Here is a 16,255-nt window from a genome sequence, read left to right as displayed (position 1 = left end):
CCATGGAACCGTCTCGGCAGGCATCCTGGCGGGCCGCCCTCAGGCGGTCGCAACCCTGACGATCTTCTCCTCGCGGATCGGCAGGTTGCACAGCGCGGCGACGGCCGCCAGGCCGGCGTCGATCCACCACATCGCGTCGTAGCTGCCCAGCTCTGTGATGGCGATGCCGCCAAGCCAGGCCCCGAGGAAACCACCGATCTGGTGCGACAACAGGGTCAGCCCGAACAGCGTGGCAAGGTAGCGCGTGCCGAACAGCTTGCCGACCACGCCCGCGGTGGGCGGCACCGTTGCCAGCCAGGTGAATCCGAGTCCGGCCGCGAACAGGTAGAAGGTCAGTTCCGTCTTCGGTGCCGCAAGGTAGATCAGCACCAGCACGGCGCGCGAGGCGTACATCCAGAACAGCACCATCTTGCTGCGGTAACGCTGCACCCACCATCCCGCCAGCAGACTGCCGAAGATGTTGGCCGCGCCGATGATCGCCAGCGACCAGCTGGCGACGGTGGCAGGCAAGCCACACAGGTCCACTTCTCCCGGCAGGTGGGTCACCAGGAAAGCGATGTGGAAGCCGCAGGTGAAGAAGCCGGCATGCAGCAGCAGATAGCTGCGGTCGCGCAGCGCCTCGCGCACGGCGGCGCGCAGCCCGCCCGGCGGAGCGGGGGTCTGCGCCGCGGCCTGCGCAGCGGGAACGCCCGGCTTCAGCACCCGGATCAGGGGCAGTGCTGCCAGCGACACCAGCGCCAGCGACCACATGGCGCCCATCCAGCCGACGGCCAGGATCAGGCCCTGCAGGATCGGCGCGAAGATGAACTGGCCGAAGGAGCCCCCCGCATTGATGATGCCGGAGGCCATGCCGCGGCGTTCCGCCGGGATGCGCTGCGCCACGGCACCGATCAGCACCGAGAAACTGCCGGCGCCGGAACCCGCGGCAGTCAGCACGCCGATGCTCAGGCATAGCCCCCAGGTGGAATCCATGAACGGTGTCAGCGCATTGCCGAGAGCCAGCACCACCAGCCCGCCGACCAGCACCGGCGCCGGCCCGTAACGCTCCGACAGCGCACCGGCCACCGGCTGCACCGCCCCCCACATGAACTGCCCTACCGCCATCGCGAGGCTGATGCTGGCGATGCCCAGCCCGGTCGCGGTGTTGAGCGGCGACAGGAAGAGCCCCAGCGACTGCCGCGAGCCCATGGTCACCACCATGATGGCGGCCGCGGCAAGCGTGAGCCACAGCCATACGGAAGCGGGTTGGCCGGAGCGTGTGCTGGACTGAGCGTTCATGTCGGGCCTCCCGCCCTGCGCGATGTTGGCGGACAGCATGATCGCGCAGCGACCACCATGCAATCGGCAATCACGCCAGGGTTGTTACAGCGCAGTGTCAGGACACAGGTTCGTCCGGCGCTGCCAGCGCCTGCGGCACGTCTTCGAGCTGCACGGATTCGATGCGCGTGAAATGGCTGGAAATCTTGCGGCTGGATACGTGCACATCCTGCACGTCCTTGTGGGCCTGCTCGATGTGCCGCGCCAGCGCCGCCATGCGGTCGTCGAAGCGCGAAAAATCCTTCGACAGCTTGCCCAGCGCATCTTTGATGAGGTGGATCTGCTTGCGCGTCTCCACGTCCTTCAACACCGCGCGCGCCGTGTTCAGCACCGCCATCAGGGTGGTGGGCGAGACGATCCACACGCGCTTTCCCTGCGCATGGCTCACCAGGTCCGCGTGATACGCATGCACCTCGGCGAACACGGCCTCGGCCGGCAGGAACATCACCGCGCCATCGGAGGTCTCGCCGGCAATGATGTACTTGTTGGCAATCGCATCGACATGGCGCCTGACGTCGGCCTTGAAGGCGCCCTGCGCCGCCTTCCGGTCGGACTCGGCGAGCCCCTGGTCGAACATGCGGTGGTAGTTCTCCAGCGGGAACTTGGCATCCACCGCGACCATGCCGGTCGGCTCAGGCAGACGCAGCACGCAGTCGGCGCGTGCCGCGTTGGACAGGGTGTACTGGAAGCTGAACGCATCCGGCGGCAGCACGTTGCGGATCAGCGCTTCCAGCTGCACCTCGCCGAAGGCGCCACGCGAGCGCTTGTCGCCGAGCAACTCCTGCAGGCTGACCACGTTGGTGGTGAGGTCGCCGATCTTCTTCTGCGCCTCGTCGATGGTCGCCAGCCGCGCCATGACACTGGCAAAGGTTTCGTTGGTCTTCTTGAAGCCTTCGTCCAGCCGCTCGTGCACCACGCCGGAGATGGTGTCCAGGCGCTCGTTGAGCGTGCGCGTCAGCACTTCCACGCTGGCGCCGAGCTGCATGGAAGCCTGCCGCAGGCCATCCTGCAGCAGTTCGCGATCGGCGCGCGACACCTCGCCCAGCTTCTCCATGGTCTGGCCGATCATCGCGGTCTTCAGCGCTTCCTGCTGGCGGGTCAGGTTGAGCTGCAGGCCGGCCATGCCTTCGCGGGTCGCGCGCAGCTCCTCGCCCACCAGCGCGCGCAGGCGCTCCGCGTTGTCGGTCTGCGCCGCGGTGATGCGATCGCCCTGGCGGTCCAGGCCGGCATGCAGGTCGGACAGCATCGCGCGATGCCCCTGTGCCAGCAATTCCTCGACCCGACGCCCGAGCGCTTCAGCCTGCGCCTGCGCACGCCTCCCCGCCAGCAGGCCCAGCACGATGAGCCACACCAGACCGACGGCCACCAGGCCCAACACAGCAACGACAGACAGCTCCACACCCTGCTCCCGGATTGGCAGGCCCGCAGTATACGTGCCCCACGCAGCAGCCATCAGGGCAGCCCGCCCTTTGCCCACCCTTTCCCCGCCCATTGATAGCGCAGTCGCTGCCCTGCTCAGTCTCGCCCCCGCCTCGTGCTCCCGCCTCGTTACTGCACCGCTCCTGCCCTTAAGGTCTTTGACGCCGGATGCCCGGCTGGCTATCAATAGCGCATCCCTTCCACGCAACGTCCACGCGTCCTCCAGGAGACAACCATGGCCCGCAGCGCACTGTGCATCGGCATCAACGACTATCCCTCCGCCGTCGGCAAGCTGGCCGGCTGCGTCAATGACGCGCACGACTGGTCGGCCATGCTCTCCGGCCGCGGCTTCGCGGTGAAGACCCTGCTGGATGCACAGGCCACCCGCGCCGCACTGGTCGACGGGCTGTCCAGCCTGATCGGCAGCGCAAAGAAAGGGGACACCGTCGTCATCACCTATTCCGGTCACGGCACCTGGGTGCCTGACGAATCCGGCGACGAGACCGACGCACGCGACGAAGGCTGGTGCCCACACGACCTGATGACGGCGGGCGCCCTGCTGGACGACGAGATCCACGCCATCTTCGGCACCCGCGCGGCAGGCGTGCGCATCGTGCTGATCTCGGACAGCTGCCATTCCGGCTCCGTCACGCGTGGCGACGACAGCGACGTGGATGCCGGCGCCCCGAAGGCACGCTTCGCCCCGCCTGCCGCATGGATGAAGCCCGCGCAGGTCACGCTGCTGAAACCGGTGAAGCCCTCGCTCCTGAGCGGCGGCATGAGCCGTACCGGTGGCGACCTGCTGCTGTCCGGCTGTACCGACGTGGAGTTCAGCTGGGACACCAGCTTCCGCGGCCGCCCCAACGGCGCCTTCACCTACTACGCGCTGAAGGTGCTGGCCGAGCGCAAGCCGGCCACGTACGAAGCGTGGTTCAAGGAAGTCCGCAGCTACCTGCCCTCCACCAGCCTGCCGCAGAACCCGCAGATCTACGGCTCGCGCGGCGCACGCAAGTTCAAGGTGCTGGACTGATCATGACGGCACTGTTTTCACACCGCCTGGACCAGACGCTCACCGGCATTGCCGACACGGGCAGCGCACCGGTTGCGCGCGGCGCACGCAGCCCGCGCTTCGGTAGCGGTGACGACGGCAACCCGGCCGAGGAATTGCCCTTCCGCCGCGACGACGGCGCGCGCCCGTCCGATGACGACCTGGCCAACCAGTTCGTCGTCTTCCAGCTCGGCAACGACCCGGCCGGCCCGGCCATCCTGTCCGCGGAATCCGTCGCCCCCCAGCTCGCCGGCAGCGATGCCGCGCCGGACATCGTCACCCGCCTGTCGCTGACGGCCTTCCACCTCGGTGCCGGCGAGGACGTGGAGCCCGGCACCCGCGCCACGATGCGCATCAACTTCGGCAAGGACCCGGAGTCGATCGACCGCTACTTCGACACGGCCTTCTGGGCCGTCGCGGCCGGACTCAAGCTGTACGACGAGCAGTCGGCCCGCCCGGCGCAGACCAAGGAACTGCAGGCCGACCTGAACCGCGCCTTCGGCAACCGGCCGATCGAGATTCCGGGCGGCCTCGGCAACCTGAGCTTCGAGGTGGTGAAGCACGAAGAACCGGCATGGTGGAAACGGCTGTTCGGCTTCCTGGGCAGCGGCGCCGGGACGGCACTGACCTCGGTACTCGGGTTTCCGGCCGTCACCACGACAGCCATCGGCCTCATCGACGAGTTGCTGGGCCGCCTGGCCGACGACGATCACGAGGTGTTGTTCAGGAGCGCACCGATGCGCCTGGCGCTGACGCAGCGCGCGCACGGCGAGTTCACCGGCGGCAATCCGCGCATCCGCCTGGGCGCGCTGAACCCCGGCTACTGCATCCTGGCGCGGGGACGCGACCATGCCGCACTGGCGGCGGCCGACGCCGTGTTCTATCCCACCTTCGGCCTGCTGGCGCCGGCCAGGCTGGATGTGCGCGACGTTGCCAACCTCGGCCGCGACAACCCGCTCAATGCGCTGACCTACGCGGTGTTCCGGGTACAGATGAAGAGCGTGCAGCTCGATCCGATGTTCAACTTCCGCAGCTGAACCTGCGATTCCGGCCTGCTGAACGAAGAGAGCCCCGTCGCGACGGGGCTCTTCGTTCAGGGGATTCCGCCGCCGCGCTACTTCAGGCGCTGGAGCTGGATCTGCAGATCGGCATCGCCGCCCGACCAGTACAGCACGCCCTCCTGGATCGTGCAGCGCAACGCCATCGTCTTTGCGGCCTGCGCCGCCAGCGCAGCGCCATCTTCCGCGGACAGCTGCCACACCTCCAGGTGATCGAAGCGCTGCAGATCGCCGGCAGCCTTGTCCCACCACATCGATGCCGTCCGGCCATAGGCCAGCACGGTGACGCGGCCGGCCTTGCTGCAGGCCCTGCGCACGTCACGCGGGTCCGGCAGGCCGACGTCGATCCAGTGGGTGACCGCACCGGTCAGATCCCTCTCCCACAAGTCTGCCTCGTCTTCCGAGGACAGGCCGCGGCCGAACTCCAGGCGCTCGGCTGCGAACAGCGCGAAGGCCAGCAGGCGCACCATCATGCGCTCGTCGGTCTCGGAAGGATGCCGCGCCAGCGTCAGCGAGTGCTCGGCGTAGTAGGACCGGTCGATATCCGCCACGCCCAACTCGGCGCGGTAAACCGTGGAACGCAGCGCCACGGCTACTTGCGACGGATCAGGAAGACGAACTCGTCAGCCGGCGGCTCGCTGCGCGACAGCAAGTCGTGCCCGGTCTGGCGCGCGAAGGCCTCGAAGTCCTTCACCGTGCTCGGGTCGGTCGCCACCACGCGCAACACCTTGCCGGTGTCCATTCCCGCCAGGGCCTTCTTGGTGCGCAGGATGGGCAGCGGGCACTTGAGTCCGCGCACGTCCAGTTCGTCGTCGTAGTCCATTTTCTTTCCGTCAGCGCCGGTTGCGCTCCATGTCTTCACGCAGGCGGCCACGCAGTTCGCGCAGGCGCGCGTCGATGATCGACTGCTCGTAGAAATCGCCACTGCCCCCCTTCTGCGCCATCTGCAGCTGGTCGATGGCGGCGGGCAGCGCACCTTGCAGGACGTACAGCTCGGCTTGCGCACGGTGCTGCAGGGCCGGCTTGCCCATCGCCTCGTAGGCCTGCGCCTGCAGTGCGTAGCGGCGGTAGTCCTGGCTGTCCGGCAGGATACGCCCACCCGTGGCATCCAGCGCCTTCTGCGGTTCATTGGCTGCCAGCCAGGCCTGCGTCTCGCAGTACATCAGCGCAGACTGTGCCGGCCAGCGGGTGCGGGCATCGTGACAGACGCGTGCGGCCTCCGCGTGCTTGCCCTGCGCCCGCAGCAGGTCGGCATTCAAGGTTTCGACCATGTAGCTCGGGTAGCGCAACTCGCGCAGTTTCGCCAACGACGTGGCCGCCTCGTCGAACTGGCGGTCGCGGATATGCACCCTTGTCAGCCCGTACCAGCGCGCTGCCTGCTCGCTCAGGCTCGTGCCGCCCTGGCTCTGGAAACGCACCAGCGCATCACTGGAGTTCCCCCGCTCGGCATCCAGCTTGGCGCGCAACAATGCGAACTCCGGCGTATCGGTCACCTGCCGGTGGCGCGCGTCATGAGCACGTGCCGCGGTATCGGCAATCCGGTCGCTGGTCAGCGGGTGGGTGCGCAGATAGTTCGGCGCATTGCCTTCGTTGAAACGATTGGCACGCTGCATGCGCTCGAAGAAGCTCGGCATGCCCTGCACATCGAAACCACCTGCCTGCAGGATGTTGAAGCCGACGCGATCGGCCTCCATTTCCGCATCGCGCGAGAAGCTCAGTTGCTGCTGGATCGCGGCCGCCTGACCAGCCGAAGCCAGCGCGACCGGAACGTTGGAATTCGAACGGGCCGCCAGGATTGCCGCGATCAGCGATGCCACCACCAGGATGGACGTGTTGCCCTGCTGCGCCAGCATGCGGGCAATGTGACGCTGCTGGATGTGGCCGATTTCGTGGCCCAGCACGGAGGCCAGTTCCGATTCGGTCTGGGTGGTCAGCAACAAGCCCGTGTGCACACCGATCAGCCCGCCAGGCATGGCAAACGCGTTGATGGTGCTGTCACGCAGCGCAAAGAAAGTGAAGTCCTGCGGCGAGGCACCGGCCGCGATGACCAGACGCGCGCCCACCGCGTTCAGGTAGTTCTCGAGCTCCGGATCATCCACGTAGCTACGTTCGCGGAAACGGATCTCCCGCATGACCTGCTCGCCCGCACGCCGCTCCATGGCAGGCGACAGCTCGGCCTGTGAGGAATCCCCCAGGTCCGGCAGGTTGGAGACCAGCTGGGCCGGCGCCGGCGGCACCGCAAGCGCGGTCACCAGCGACAGCAGCGTGGCGTGACGGAAAGTGCGACGGAAACGCATCGCGCTATGATACTTGGCTCCATCGCGCCGTTCCCGGCGCTTACACCTGCTTACACCCGCATGAGCACACCGCACGACAGCCCGCCTTCACCGCTCACCCACTTCGATGCGCAGGGCCAAGCCCACATGGTGGATGTCGGCGCCAAACCGGAAACGCACCGGCGCGCCACGGCACGCGGCCGCATCGTCATGCAGGCGGAAACGCTCGCGCTGATCCGCGACGGCGACGCGCGCAAGGGCGACGTTCTTGGCGTGGCGCGCATCGCGGGGATACAGGCCGCCAAGCGAACCGGCGAGCTCATCCCGTTGTGCCACCCGATCCCGCTGACCAGCGTCAGCGTCGAGTTCCGGCTCATCGAGCCCGACAACGCCATCGAATGCAGCGTCAGCGCCGAAACCGTCGGCCGCACCGGCATCGAGATGGAAGCGATGACCGCTGTCAGCGTCGCCCTGCTGACCATTTACGACATGTGCAAGGCCGTCGACCGGGGCATGCGCATCGAGGGTGTGCGCCTGGTCGAGAAACTGGGCGGGAAATCCGGCCACTGGCAAGCCGTCTGACAGCGCAGACTCAGGCCAAGCGGCAGCGGCGGGCGCAGAAAGACAAAAAGCCGCACAAGGCGGCTTTTTGCGAGTTTGGCGGAGTGGACGGGACTCGAACCCGCGACCCCCGGCGTGACAGGCCGGTATTCTAACCGACTGAACTACCACTCCTTCTCTGTACAAGACCCGTTCAGTCGCAAGTCTCATACACCAGAGAATTTTGGAAGCTGCGATGCAACTCCCGGAACTCTGGCGTCCCCACGGGGATTCGAACCCCGGTTATCGCCGTGAAAGGGCGGTGTCCTAGGCCTCTAGACGATGGGGACCCTGAACAACTTCTTCGTGTTGGTGGAGGTAAGCGGGATCGAACCGCTGACCTCTTGCATGCCATGCAAGCGCTCTCCCAGCTGAGCTATACCCCCGAACAGCGAAGACCCGCACTATAGAAGACAACTCACCGCTCGTCAACATCGACAAGCGACAACTCTCGAAAATGTCGCCTCTGGCAAGGATTCGTCGCATAGCATTCAGATACTTTCAGCTACTGCCGATAAGTGTCGCTACGCGATTAAGAGCCCATCCTTCATGGCCCGCCTCTCCTAACGAAAACCTCAAGACTGACCGAGCGTGACACAGTGCCAAGTGCGTCCCGCCCATCCCAGACGCTTGCCCCTCTGTCGCACGTATATTGAAAACCAATACCCGCTTCGCCACCCTAAGCAAATAGATTGCGGTGTATTGCCTCTTGCACACTGTATGACTGACGGAATCCGCACCATGACCGGCACACGCACGCACCAACACAGCCAATCGAAACAGAAATCCAAAGGCTTCACGCTGATCGAGCTGATGATCACCGTCGCCATCATCGGCATCCTGGCTGGCATCGCACTGCCGGCGTATTCAGACTATGTCACACGAGGGCGGCTCACCGACGGCCAGAAAATCCTGTCCACGTATGCATTGGCAATGGAGCAGTACTTCCAGAACCACAACAGCTACGCGAGCGGAGGTAGCTGCGGGGTCAATCCGGATACGCGGTACGACACCGCCGACTTCGCAATCACATGTGCGACTGATGCCACAGTGGGATACGTGGCAACCGCAACAGGCCAGAGCAGAGTGAACGGCTACACATACACCATCAACGGTAACGGGGCTCGCGCAACCACGGCTTTTGCCAATGGTGGCGTCACGGCAGCCACCTGCTGGCAATCCCGTAAAAGTGGTACGTGCTGATGCGCACCGCCCGCGGCTTCTCGCTTATCGAGCTGATGGTGACGGTCACTGTCCTGGCGCTCCTGCTGGCAGCGGCCCTGCCCAACTTCAGGGAGTACCTGAACAACAGCAGGGTCAGAGCGGTCGCCAGCGAAGTGCATGACGGCCTTCAGTACGCACGCATGGAAGCCATTCGCCGCAATGAAAGCGTTACCTTCTGCATGGCAGCGGCGACCGGTACCGGCTGGGATGTGCTCACAGGCACGAGCTGCACCGGAGGAACGTCCCTGCGCAGCCGCCCCGCCAGCGCGAGTGACGCAAGTAGCGTGACGCTGTCTCCAACTTCGCTGACCGTGACATTCAGTGGCACCGGGCGACGAGCCGCAGCGGCTGCAGGCACTACTTTGACAACGCTGGATGTCGGCTGGAGCGGTACCTGTGGTGACGACTGCGTCTCCATGCGTGTAGAAGTTTCCGCCGGCGGCATGATCAGGAACTGCAGTCAGAACATTACCAGCGGCCCGCAGGCCTGTACCGCATCCGCCTCTGCGTCCTCTTCCGGCGGAGCATCTTCGTCCTCTGGCGGACCTACTTGATGGAACGCAGCACAATGAAATCGCACAAGCGCCGAGCCACCTCCCGCAAGCAACAAGGCGTTTCCCTCGTGGAAGTTCTCGTGGCGGTTGTTGTGTTTGCCTTGGGCATGTTGGGGCAAGCCGCCTTCATGTTGACCGCCATGCAGAACGGCCAGCAATCCCGGTACCGGGTCATTGCCAGCTATTACGCGGAAGAGCTCATCAGCGCTGCCCTCGCCGACACGGGCAATCGCGCCAAATACGCAGTTACCAACTCAGTGTGTGTAGACGCCTCCTGGGCGGCCTGCACTGATTGGGTGACCCGCGTGCAGAGGGATCTGCCGGCGCAATCCGGCTCAAGCATTACGGTAACTGTCACGGCGGGTGTCATGGACGTGTCCATCCCCTGGAAAGGAATGCCGGGCGCCAGCACCGGTGAAACACCGATTTACAAGACCAGGTCAGACCTGAACCTCATTGGCTCATAGGCCGCTAACAATGTACCGCACCCCCATCAAACCAGAGCCCCGCGCGAAGCACCAGACTGGCGTCACCCTCGTTGAACTGATGGTCACGATGGTAGTCGCCATTCTGGTTCTCTTGGCCGCCACCAGCGGTGCGGCACTGTTCGAACGCAGCCGACGCGCCACCATCGGTAACAACAGCGCACTGGAAAACGGAATCGCCGTTGCCTTCGACATCCAGCGCGAAGTCCAGTCTGCCGGGCTGTGGGGAGTCAATGGCCCCTGCCCGTCCATCTGGACCTATAACGCCGGTGGATCGAGCGGCAGCGGCGCTTGGGAAACTGCGGTCGCGACTTCGACCGAAGGACACATCGGCCCGCCAGCCATCATCACTGCAGCGTCAATAACGGACGAAGCCACATCTGATTCAATCACCGTTAATGGATTGAGCCGCTTGGTCGGCGTACCGACCACTCTGACCCACCCCGCCACAACAACGACGCTAAAGGTTCAATCAACAAGCGAGATCATCGTCGGCGACGTCCTTGCAATCGCACCGCCTTCTGGCACCGCTGGCGAGTGCTTCCTCGGAAAGGTCACGACCATCGCCGGGTCTGACGTAACCATCGCCGCCTTGCAAGCAGGTGCAACCCCCAACTACAACTACGCCGCGAACAGCCTGGTCTACAGCTTCGGGCCTGTGCGCAGTGCGCTGTATCGGGTAGTCAACGGCAACTTCGAAACGGTGAATCTCGTTTCCGATCCGGATGGCGACCCTGACCGGAATGGCAGCACCACCGTAATCGCGGAGAACGCCCTCATCCTGCGTGCGCAATACGGTATCAGCGCAACGCCTGCCGACCTGGGGATCAGCAAGTGGGTCAATCCAGGCAACGCCGAAGCCACGGCTAATCGGCTGCGTGCGATCCGCATTGCCGTGGTGACCCGTTCGCCGCAAGCAAGCCTTCAGAATACCGACACCGGTGCCAGTACCGGCGCCTGCCTCACTACAACCGTCAACCCTGCGCTGCCATGGACGTCCGTAACCGGCGTTGACGATACCGCCCGGGGTCTGAACGTAGGCGTCGCCAGCCCCGGCGAAGCCCGCTGCTTCGAATACCGCACCTCGACAATCACCATCCCCCTCAAGAACTATCTCTTTACCGGAGGCGGCGCATGAAGCGCGGCATCAACAGTCGCGGACCGCGCGGCTTCGCCCTGCTGACGGTCCTCATCCTGCTGACCATCATGCTCCTTGCAGGCATGGCGCTTTTCCGATCGGCCGACACGGCCGGTTTGATCGCCGGTAATGCCGCGATCAAACAGGCTGCATCACAGGCCGGCAATGTCGGCCTTGTGGTGGCCCAGACCCGGGTGGACACGGGAAGTCCGAGTGGCGCGGGCTACTCACCCACCGCGCTGACGCTCGACGAGTACGGCATCCCCCCAAGCACGCCGCCCAATGGTGCGACGTGGAGCGCAAGCACCAGTGCTGAAAACGGCTACAGCTACACCTACCTGATCGAGAAGCTGTGCTCCGGCACGGGCACCGGCGCGGTCTGCGCCAGAGCAGTCATCGGTGGCGGCTCGGGCAACACATCGATCGAAGTCAATGACCAGAGCCCCACCCCCTTGTCTGCATTCATCGACATGTACCGTATCACCGTTCAGATCACGGCCCCACGTGGTACGACCAGTTACGTTCAAGCCATCTACGGCAAGTAAGCGGAGTTACCCATGAACAAGTTCTCTCCTCGCCGGGCTCTGCTTCCCGTCAGCATCGCAGCACTTCTTGGCGGCACGGCGCTCCATGCTGCAGACATTCCGATCTCCACGGTTCCGCTCGACGTCGCGCTCAACCAGGCCAACAGCGTCATGGTGATCGACGACTCCGGCTCGATGGATTTCGAGATGATCCTGAGCGCCAACAGTGACGGCGTGTTGTACTGGAACAATGGCTCCTACAACGGAACTGGCAGCGGGTCCAAGAGCCCGTTCCTCTTCCCCTTGGGTTGGGACGGCAACGGGTCAGGTTTCTTTGTCGGGGACATGAACCTTGCGGACCACTACGCCGTTCCCTACCTGGCCGAGTACGCATACCTGCGCAGCGCCGATTACAACCCTATCTATTACAACCCGCGCATCACCTACACGCCGTGGCCTAGCGCTGTCGTTGACGGAAATATGGTCACGTTTGCCGACGCACCGCCCGCAGCGGCCCGTAGCCACCCGTACCTGACTTCGGGTGGCACCTGGGGTAATACGGGCACGGCCACCGTAGTGAACCTGACTGCGACCTACTACGGCCCCAATACCACGTCGCCCGCTAACTGTGCTGCCATGGCGACGACAGCAAATACCGACAACCGCAACTGGACGTTCAGGGTTTTTCAGGGCATGACCCTGCCGAGAGATGCGAGCACCTGCTATCGCCGCTGGAACATGACGTCCACCGTCGCGTGGCAAGCGACGAACACGTCTGGGAATAGCGCCGACATCAATGCAGCAGGGGTCGTACAGCGCGATCTTGAAGTTGCAATTCCGTATCGACCTGCGACGTTCTTCATGAGGGACGCCACGTGTACTGCCGCATGGCCCGCCTGCGGGACGGGGCCCGGCAGCACAAACTACCGGCTGTACGACATCAATGCCATGACGGGCTCCAGCTACACGCTGCCCGACGGCACGGTCATCTCCAGAACGAAAGCGCAGGAACTGCAGAATTTCGCTAACTGGTTTACGTACTACCGCAAGCGCAAGCTGATGATGGCGTCCAGCATGGGCACCAGCCTCTCGAGCGTGCAGAAGAATTTCCGTCAGTTCTCGGCTGCTCCGGTGTTTATGCACTCGCTGCCAACGCTGTCGAACACATCCCCCACGCTGTACGACTTCACCAAGAATGACAATGCGGTAAACGGCCTACCCCTCATCGGCCATCTGTACAAGATGCGTACGGCTGGTGGCACGCCCACCGTGGCAGCACTGAATCGCGCGGGCGAAACCTACGGCTATAGTGGCCCGTTCAATAACTACCTGACCAGTCGCAGCTCCACGGACAGCATCACCGACGAAACCACCGCCCAAGCGGCACTTCGCTGTTCCGCGAATACCGCATTCGTCCTGACAGACGGGTACGCGACGGTGTATGACGGCACGAACACCATCTACAGCACCGCAAAGACGTACTACGACAATCTGCGCTGGTGGAACCCCACGAGCGGCAACATCGGCAAGACGATGAATACCTACGGGATCACGCTAGGGGCGCTAGGCCAGGCGTACCAAGGTGATGCGAACGCTGCGGACCCGAACCCGTGGCCCACACCCGCGGGTGGTCAACCGACCGCCATCGATGACTTGTGGCGAGCCACTAAGTACTCTAAGGGCACGCTGCTGTCAGCGACCAACCCGACCGAACTGGACACCAAGATCAACCAGATCATCACGGACATGTTCAACTCCGGCACCGGTTCGAACATCAGCCTGGACGACCCCTACATCGATAGCGGGACAACCGCGCTGCAAGCGAACTACAACTCTGGTGACTGGAGTGGCGAACTGCGGGCCTATGGTGTCTTCCCTGCTAACGGCCTGATCAACTACTCCAACCTGAAGTGGTCTGCGCAGGGCCAACTGGATTCGCGTACTGCCGCCAGTCGCATCATCGCCACCTGGAACCCGACCACGAGTGCAGGCATTCCTTTTACAAGCGCAGCGCTCACCGGTGCCGGACGACTGGACCTGTTCAATACAGGCGCGGCCAACGATGGTGCGGACGTGGTGGCTTGGCTGCGCGGTGATCGAAGCCTCGAGAGCACGCGCTACCGCAAGCGCGGTCACCTGCTCGGCGCAATCGTCAACTCCTCACCTGCTTACGTGAATGAAGCATTCGCAAAGTACGGCTATGCGGGCTACTCGGCATTCGCTGAAAGCGTGAGGACGCGAACTGACGTTGTTTATGTCGGTGCCAACGACGGGATGCTGCATGCCTTCCGTGCCGACACCGGTGCAGAACTGTGGGCATACGTTCCCGGACTGGTGCACAACAAGCTCAATGCACTGGCGCAGCCCGCCTATACCAACCAGTTCACCGTCGACGGCAAACTGACCGCTTGGGACGTGGAGTTCACCTCCGGGTCTGGAAGTACCGCAACTACGACCTGGAAAACGGTGCTGATCGGTGGGCTGCGTGGTGGTGGCAAGGGTTACTACGCCATCGACGTCACATCCCCCGAGGCCGCCAGCGAAACGGCACTTGCCAGCAAGGTACTGTGGGAGTTCACGGACGCCGATATGGGCCTGAGCTACGGCAAGCCGCAGATCGTCAAGACCAAGTCTTACGGCTGGGTTGCCCTGCTTCCTTCCGGTTACAACAACACCGGCAATGGCCACCTGTACGTGGTCAGCATCCAGACCGGCCAGCTAGTAAAGAAGCTTACGGTCAACCTCACCGCTGGTGCGTACTCGCAGGTCGGTCTGGCAGAAGTTACCGCCACCATCGACACGGCTGACCAGGCAGCCCCGCAGCGTGGCGCAACCGTCAAGTACGTTTATGGCGGCGACCTCAACGGCAACCTGTGGCGCTTCAACCTGGGCGATGCGGACAGCAACAACTGGTCGTCCAAGTTGCTGGCCGCCAACCTGAACATCAATGGCACGGCAGGCGCTACGGCTATCACTGCAGCACCTGCCGTCGGCATCATCTCGACCCCCGGCCCCTTCCCTGCCTACCAGAACTCAGCCGACACCAAGACAAGCCGGCTCATGGTGTTCGTGGGTAACGGCAAGCTGCTGCACGGTAGTGACTTCAGCACCGATGACCGGAATAACGGCTTCTATGCCATCGAGGATGCCGACGACAACCTTGTAATCGGTGCCGATGGCTGTGCCAGCCTGGGCTGTCTGGTCCAGGTCGGTCTTGGGCAAACATCCGCAAGCCTTGGCCTCAACAACTGGAGTTCCCCTTCCAACGCAAGCCTGACCAAGTGGTGGGTGGCCGACCAGCACTCCTTCAACCTGAACGGCGTACAACGCGTCAAGCGCGGCTGGTACGTCCGTTTCTCTGAAACCGGTGGCGAGCGCGTAATCGGCAAGCCGGTGTTCATCAACGGCGCCGTCACTTTCACTACGACGATGAAAACTGACTCCCGCCATACGGCAGCCGGCACCTGCGAAGCCGCCTATAGCGCGATGTACGTCATGGGCGCAGACAAGGGCGGCGCCCTGGGCGCCACCAGCCGGGTCAACATGGGCTTCGGAATTGCCACGGAGCCGGTCATTGCGATTCTTCCGGACGGCAAGTTCATCGCCACGGTGGGCATGAAAGGCGTAGAGGCAAGCCAACTCACCGGTTCGGGTGTCATCACCTCTGGTGGGGCCAACTCGGCACCCGTAATGGGTGGTGTTCCGATCGGCACATCAGGCGCGGATGGCCAATCGATCGTGATTGCGGTTCCACCGCCTGAAGTCGTATCCGGCGGCGACCTCCAGCGCTACGGCTGGCGAGAAATCTACCGCTGATCAGCGCGGCGGAATAATGGAAAAAGGGTCGGCAATTGCCGGCCCTTCTTTTTTGTCTGGTGCCTCTATCGCCAATCCGCCTTCAAGGATGCCCGCCACCGCCATGCCTGCGCGCCGCGCAGGTTGGTAGTCGGCATCCATCAGGGATTGGCTCAACTGATTGGTGGCAGCAGCATCAAGCCAGTTGTCGAGTATTTCCACTTGCTCCGCCCGGCCGACGGCGCTCACGTGAATCCGAAAGCGGATCACGAAACCCGCGGTATCGGGGCCGATCACGGTATCGACGTAAACTGGCGTGAGCAATCGCGGTGGCTCTTCCACGATCAGCGCAGCAGGCCGCGCGGGTTCCTCTTGCCGAGGATGCGATCTCTCCTGCGTAACTTGGTCCGGTTCAAGCGGCAGCGGAGCCGTAGGCGCGACGTCGCCGTGCAGCGATACGGCGGGAGGCGGGAGGCGGGGCACGGGAACTGGCTCCGCCACAGCGTGAAACCGGACCGCGAGCGGAGTACTGACGCCGGAGAGCTTCCAGCCCACCACCGGCTCCGGCTGGGATGCCGTTCCGTCGGGCCAGCCCAGGAGCAACCCGTGCAGGCCAAGCGATACGCCCAGTGCCACCAGCAGACCACCGCGCACCGCCCCTCTCTCGCGAGCCAGCGCAACACAGCCTGGACGAACACTCGACGCCCCACTCCGTTCAACAATTTCCTTCATAACGGAATCTTACTGAGTGACGCGGCGGACACGCGTATCTTTGCCGACCCACGCTGTCCGCCAGACTGTGCGGGCTATACTGCAT

15 protein-coding genes and 3 tRNA genes are annotated in these 16,255 nt (G+C 63.9%); 9 read left to right on the top strand and 9 right to left on the bottom strand.

Annotated elements, in window-relative coordinates; genetic code table 11:
* Positions 1-39 precede the first annotated feature (39 nt).
* Positions 40-1,278: an MFS transporter gene (locus VVD47_RS18070; RefSeq protein WP_327604910.1), complete on the bottom strand. Its 1,239-nt coding sequence runs from the start codon at positions 1,276-1,278 to the stop codon at positions 40-42.
* 97 nt (positions 1,279-1,375) lie between these two features.
* Positions 1,376-2,716 (bottom strand): DNA recombination protein RmuC, encoded by a 1,341-nt coding sequence (locus VVD47_RS18065; RefSeq protein WP_327604909.1) that lies wholly within the window; start codon positions 2,714-2,716, stop codon positions 1,376-1,378.
* Between the two features lie 255 nt (positions 2,717-2,971).
* Here VVD47_RS18065 and VVD47_RS18060 point away from each other — a divergent pair, with 255 nt between their 5' ends.
* Together VVD47_RS18060 and VVD47_RS18055 are read left to right on the top strand one after the other, a co-directional pair.
* On the top strand, positions 2,972-3,766 hold the full coding sequence (locus VVD47_RS18060; protein ID WP_327604908.1) for a caspase family protein: 795 nt from the start codon (positions 2,972-2,974) through the stop codon (positions 3,764-3,766).
* 2 nt (positions 3,767-3,768) lie between these two features.
* Positions 3,769-4,821, top strand: coding sequence for a hypothetical protein (locus tag VVD47_RS18055; RefSeq protein ID WP_327604907.1), 1,053 nt, complete (start codon positions 3,769-3,771; stop codon positions 4,819-4,821).
* Positions 4,822-4,898: 77 nt separating this feature from the next.
* Here the strand turns inward: VVD47_RS18055 and VVD47_RS18050 are convergent, their stop codons facing one another.
* From VVD47_RS18050 to VVD47_RS18040, 3 genes are read right to left on the bottom strand one after another with little or no spacing between them, the layout of a single operon-like run.
* Complete coding sequence (locus VVD47_RS18050; RefSeq protein WP_327604906.1) at positions 4,899-5,432, bottom strand: YaeQ family protein; 534 nt, start codon at positions 5,430-5,432, stop codon at positions 4,899-4,901.
* Positions 5,433-5,434: 2 nt separating this feature from the next.
* On the bottom strand, positions 5,435-5,665 hold the full coding sequence (locus tag VVD47_RS18045; RefSeq protein WP_327604905.1) for a sulfurtransferase TusA family protein: 231 nt from the start codon (positions 5,663-5,665) through the stop codon (positions 5,435-5,437).
* Between the two features lie 10 nt (positions 5,666-5,675).
* Positions 5,676-7,139, bottom strand: coding sequence for a M48 family metalloprotease (locus VVD47_RS18040; RefSeq protein ID WP_327604904.1), 1,464 nt, complete (start codon positions 7,137-7,139; stop codon positions 5,676-5,678).
* A gap of 60 nt (positions 7,140-7,199) precedes the next feature.
* On the opposite strand from VVD47_RS18040, the gene moaC reads away from it, so the two are divergent.
* Positions 7,200-7,700, top strand: a complete 501-nt coding sequence (gene moaC / locus VVD47_RS18035; protein WP_327604903.1) for a cyclic pyranopterin monophosphate synthase MoaC — start codon at positions 7,200-7,202, stop codon at positions 7,698-7,700.
* 76 nt (positions 7,701-7,776) lie between these two features.
* Here moaC and VVD47_RS18030 read toward each other — a convergent pair.
* From VVD47_RS18030 to VVD47_RS18020, 3 genes are all read right to left on the bottom strand, one after another.
* A tRNA-Asp gene (locus VVD47_RS18030) sits at positions 7,777-7,853 on the bottom strand.
* A 79-nt stretch (positions 7,854-7,932) separates the two neighbouring features.
* Positions 7,933-8,008 (bottom strand) — tRNA-Glu (locus tag VVD47_RS18025).
* A 20-nt stretch (positions 8,009-8,028) separates the two neighbouring features.
* Positions 8,029-8,104, bottom strand: a tRNA-Ala gene (locus VVD47_RS18020).
* A gap of 355 nt (positions 8,105-8,459) precedes the next feature.
* Here VVD47_RS18020 and VVD47_RS18015 point away from each other — a divergent pair.
* From VVD47_RS18015 to VVD47_RS17990, 6 genes are read left to right on the top strand one after another with little or no spacing between them, the layout of a single operon-like run.
* Complete coding sequence (locus VVD47_RS18015) at positions 8,460-8,921, top strand: type IV pilin protein (RefSeq protein WP_327604902.1); 462 nt, start codon at positions 8,460-8,462, stop codon at positions 8,919-8,921.
* Positions 8,921-9,496, top strand: coding sequence for a GspH/FimT family pseudopilin (locus VVD47_RS18010; protein WP_327604901.1), 576 nt, complete (start codon positions 8,921-8,923; stop codon positions 9,494-9,496). The genes VVD47_RS18015 and VVD47_RS18010 overlap by 1 nt, the downstream gene beginning before the upstream one ends.
* Positions 9,496-9,963 (top strand): prepilin-type N-terminal cleavage/methylation domain-containing protein, encoded by a 468-nt coding sequence (locus VVD47_RS18005; RefSeq protein WP_327604900.1) that lies wholly within the window; start codon positions 9,496-9,498, stop codon positions 9,961-9,963. The genes VVD47_RS18010 and VVD47_RS18005 overlap by 1 nt, the downstream gene beginning before the upstream one ends.
* A gap of 10 nt (positions 9,964-9,973) precedes the next feature.
* Entirely contained in the window at positions 9,974-11,119 is a 1,146-nt protein-coding gene (locus tag VVD47_RS18000; RefSeq protein ID WP_327604899.1) for a prepilin-type N-terminal cleavage/methylation domain-containing protein, read from the top strand.
* Positions 11,116-11,664, top strand: a complete 549-nt coding sequence (locus VVD47_RS17995; RefSeq protein ID WP_327604898.1) for a hypothetical protein — start codon at positions 11,116-11,118, stop codon at positions 11,662-11,664. Before VVD47_RS18000 ends, VVD47_RS17995 begins: the two co-directional genes overlap by 4 nt.
* A gap of 12 nt (positions 11,665-11,676) precedes the next feature.
* Positions 11,677-15,459: a pilus assembly protein gene (locus tag VVD47_RS17990; protein ID WP_327604897.1), complete on the top strand. Its 3,783-nt coding sequence runs from the start codon at positions 11,677-11,679 to the stop codon at positions 15,457-15,459.
* On the opposite strand, the gene VVD47_RS17985 is transcribed toward VVD47_RS17990, so the two are convergent.
* Positions 15,460-16,170, bottom strand: a complete 711-nt coding sequence (locus tag VVD47_RS17985) for a hypothetical protein (RefSeq protein ID WP_327604896.1) — start codon at positions 16,168-16,170, stop codon at positions 15,460-15,462.
* Positions 16,171-16,255 lie beyond the last annotated feature (85 nt).

Source organism: Uliginosibacterium sp. H1, from assembly GCF_036017065.1.
Taxonomy (GTDB): domain Bacteria; phylum Pseudomonadota; class Gammaproteobacteria; order Burkholderiales; family Rhodocyclaceae; genus Uliginosibacterium.
Note: the sequence above shows the minus strand (reverse complement) of the source record. Positions and strands in the feature narration are given on the sequence as shown.

Excerpts from the sequence above, each read along its gene's own strand:
- VVD47_RS18070 (WP_327604910.1), bottom strand. The coding sequence starts at position 1,278 with ATGAACGCTCAGTCCAGCACACGCTCCGGCCAACCCGCTTCCGTATGG.
- VVD47_RS18060 (WP_327604908.1), top strand. The coding sequence starts at position 2,972 with ATGGCCCGCAGCGCACTGTGCATCGGCATCAACGACTATCCCTCCGCC.
- VVD47_RS18055 (WP_327604907.1), top strand. The coding sequence starts at position 3,769 with ATGACGGCACTGTTTTCACACCGCCTGGACCAGACGCTCACCGGCATT.
- VVD47_RS18045 (WP_327604905.1), bottom strand. The coding sequence starts at position 5,665 with ATGGACTACGACGACGAACTGGACGTGCGCGGACTCAAGTGCCCGCTG.
- VVD47_RS18040 (WP_327604904.1), bottom strand. The coding sequence starts at position 7,139 with ATGCGTTTCCGTCGCACTTTCCGTCACGCCACGCTGCTGTCGCTGGTG.
- moaC (WP_327604903.1), top strand. The coding sequence starts at position 7,200 with ATGAGCACACCGCACGACAGCCCGCCTTCACCGCTCACCCACTTCGAT.
- VVD47_RS18015 (WP_327604902.1), top strand. The coding sequence starts at position 8,460 with ATGACCGGCACACGCACGCACCAACACAGCCAATCGAAACAGAAATCC.
- VVD47_RS18010 (WP_327604901.1), top strand. The coding sequence starts at position 8,921 with ATGCGCACCGCCCGCGGCTTCTCGCTTATCGAGCTGATGGTGACGGTC.
- VVD47_RS18005 (WP_327604900.1), top strand. The coding sequence starts at position 9,496 with ATGGAACGCAGCACAATGAAATCGCACAAGCGCCGAGCCACCTCCCGC.
- VVD47_RS18000 (WP_327604899.1), top strand. The coding sequence starts at position 9,974 with ATGTACCGCACCCCCATCAAACCAGAGCCCCGCGCGAAGCACCAGACT.
- VVD47_RS17995 (WP_327604898.1), top strand. The coding sequence starts at position 11,116 with ATGAAGCGCGGCATCAACAGTCGCGGACCGCGCGGCTTCGCCCTGCTG.
- VVD47_RS17990 (WP_327604897.1), top strand. The coding sequence starts at position 11,677 with ATGAACAAGTTCTCTCCTCGCCGGGCTCTGCTTCCCGTCAGCATCGCA.
- VVD47_RS17985 (WP_327604896.1), bottom strand. The coding sequence starts at position 16,170 with ATGAAGGAAATTGTTGAACGGAGTGGGGCGTCGAGTGTTCGTCCAGGC.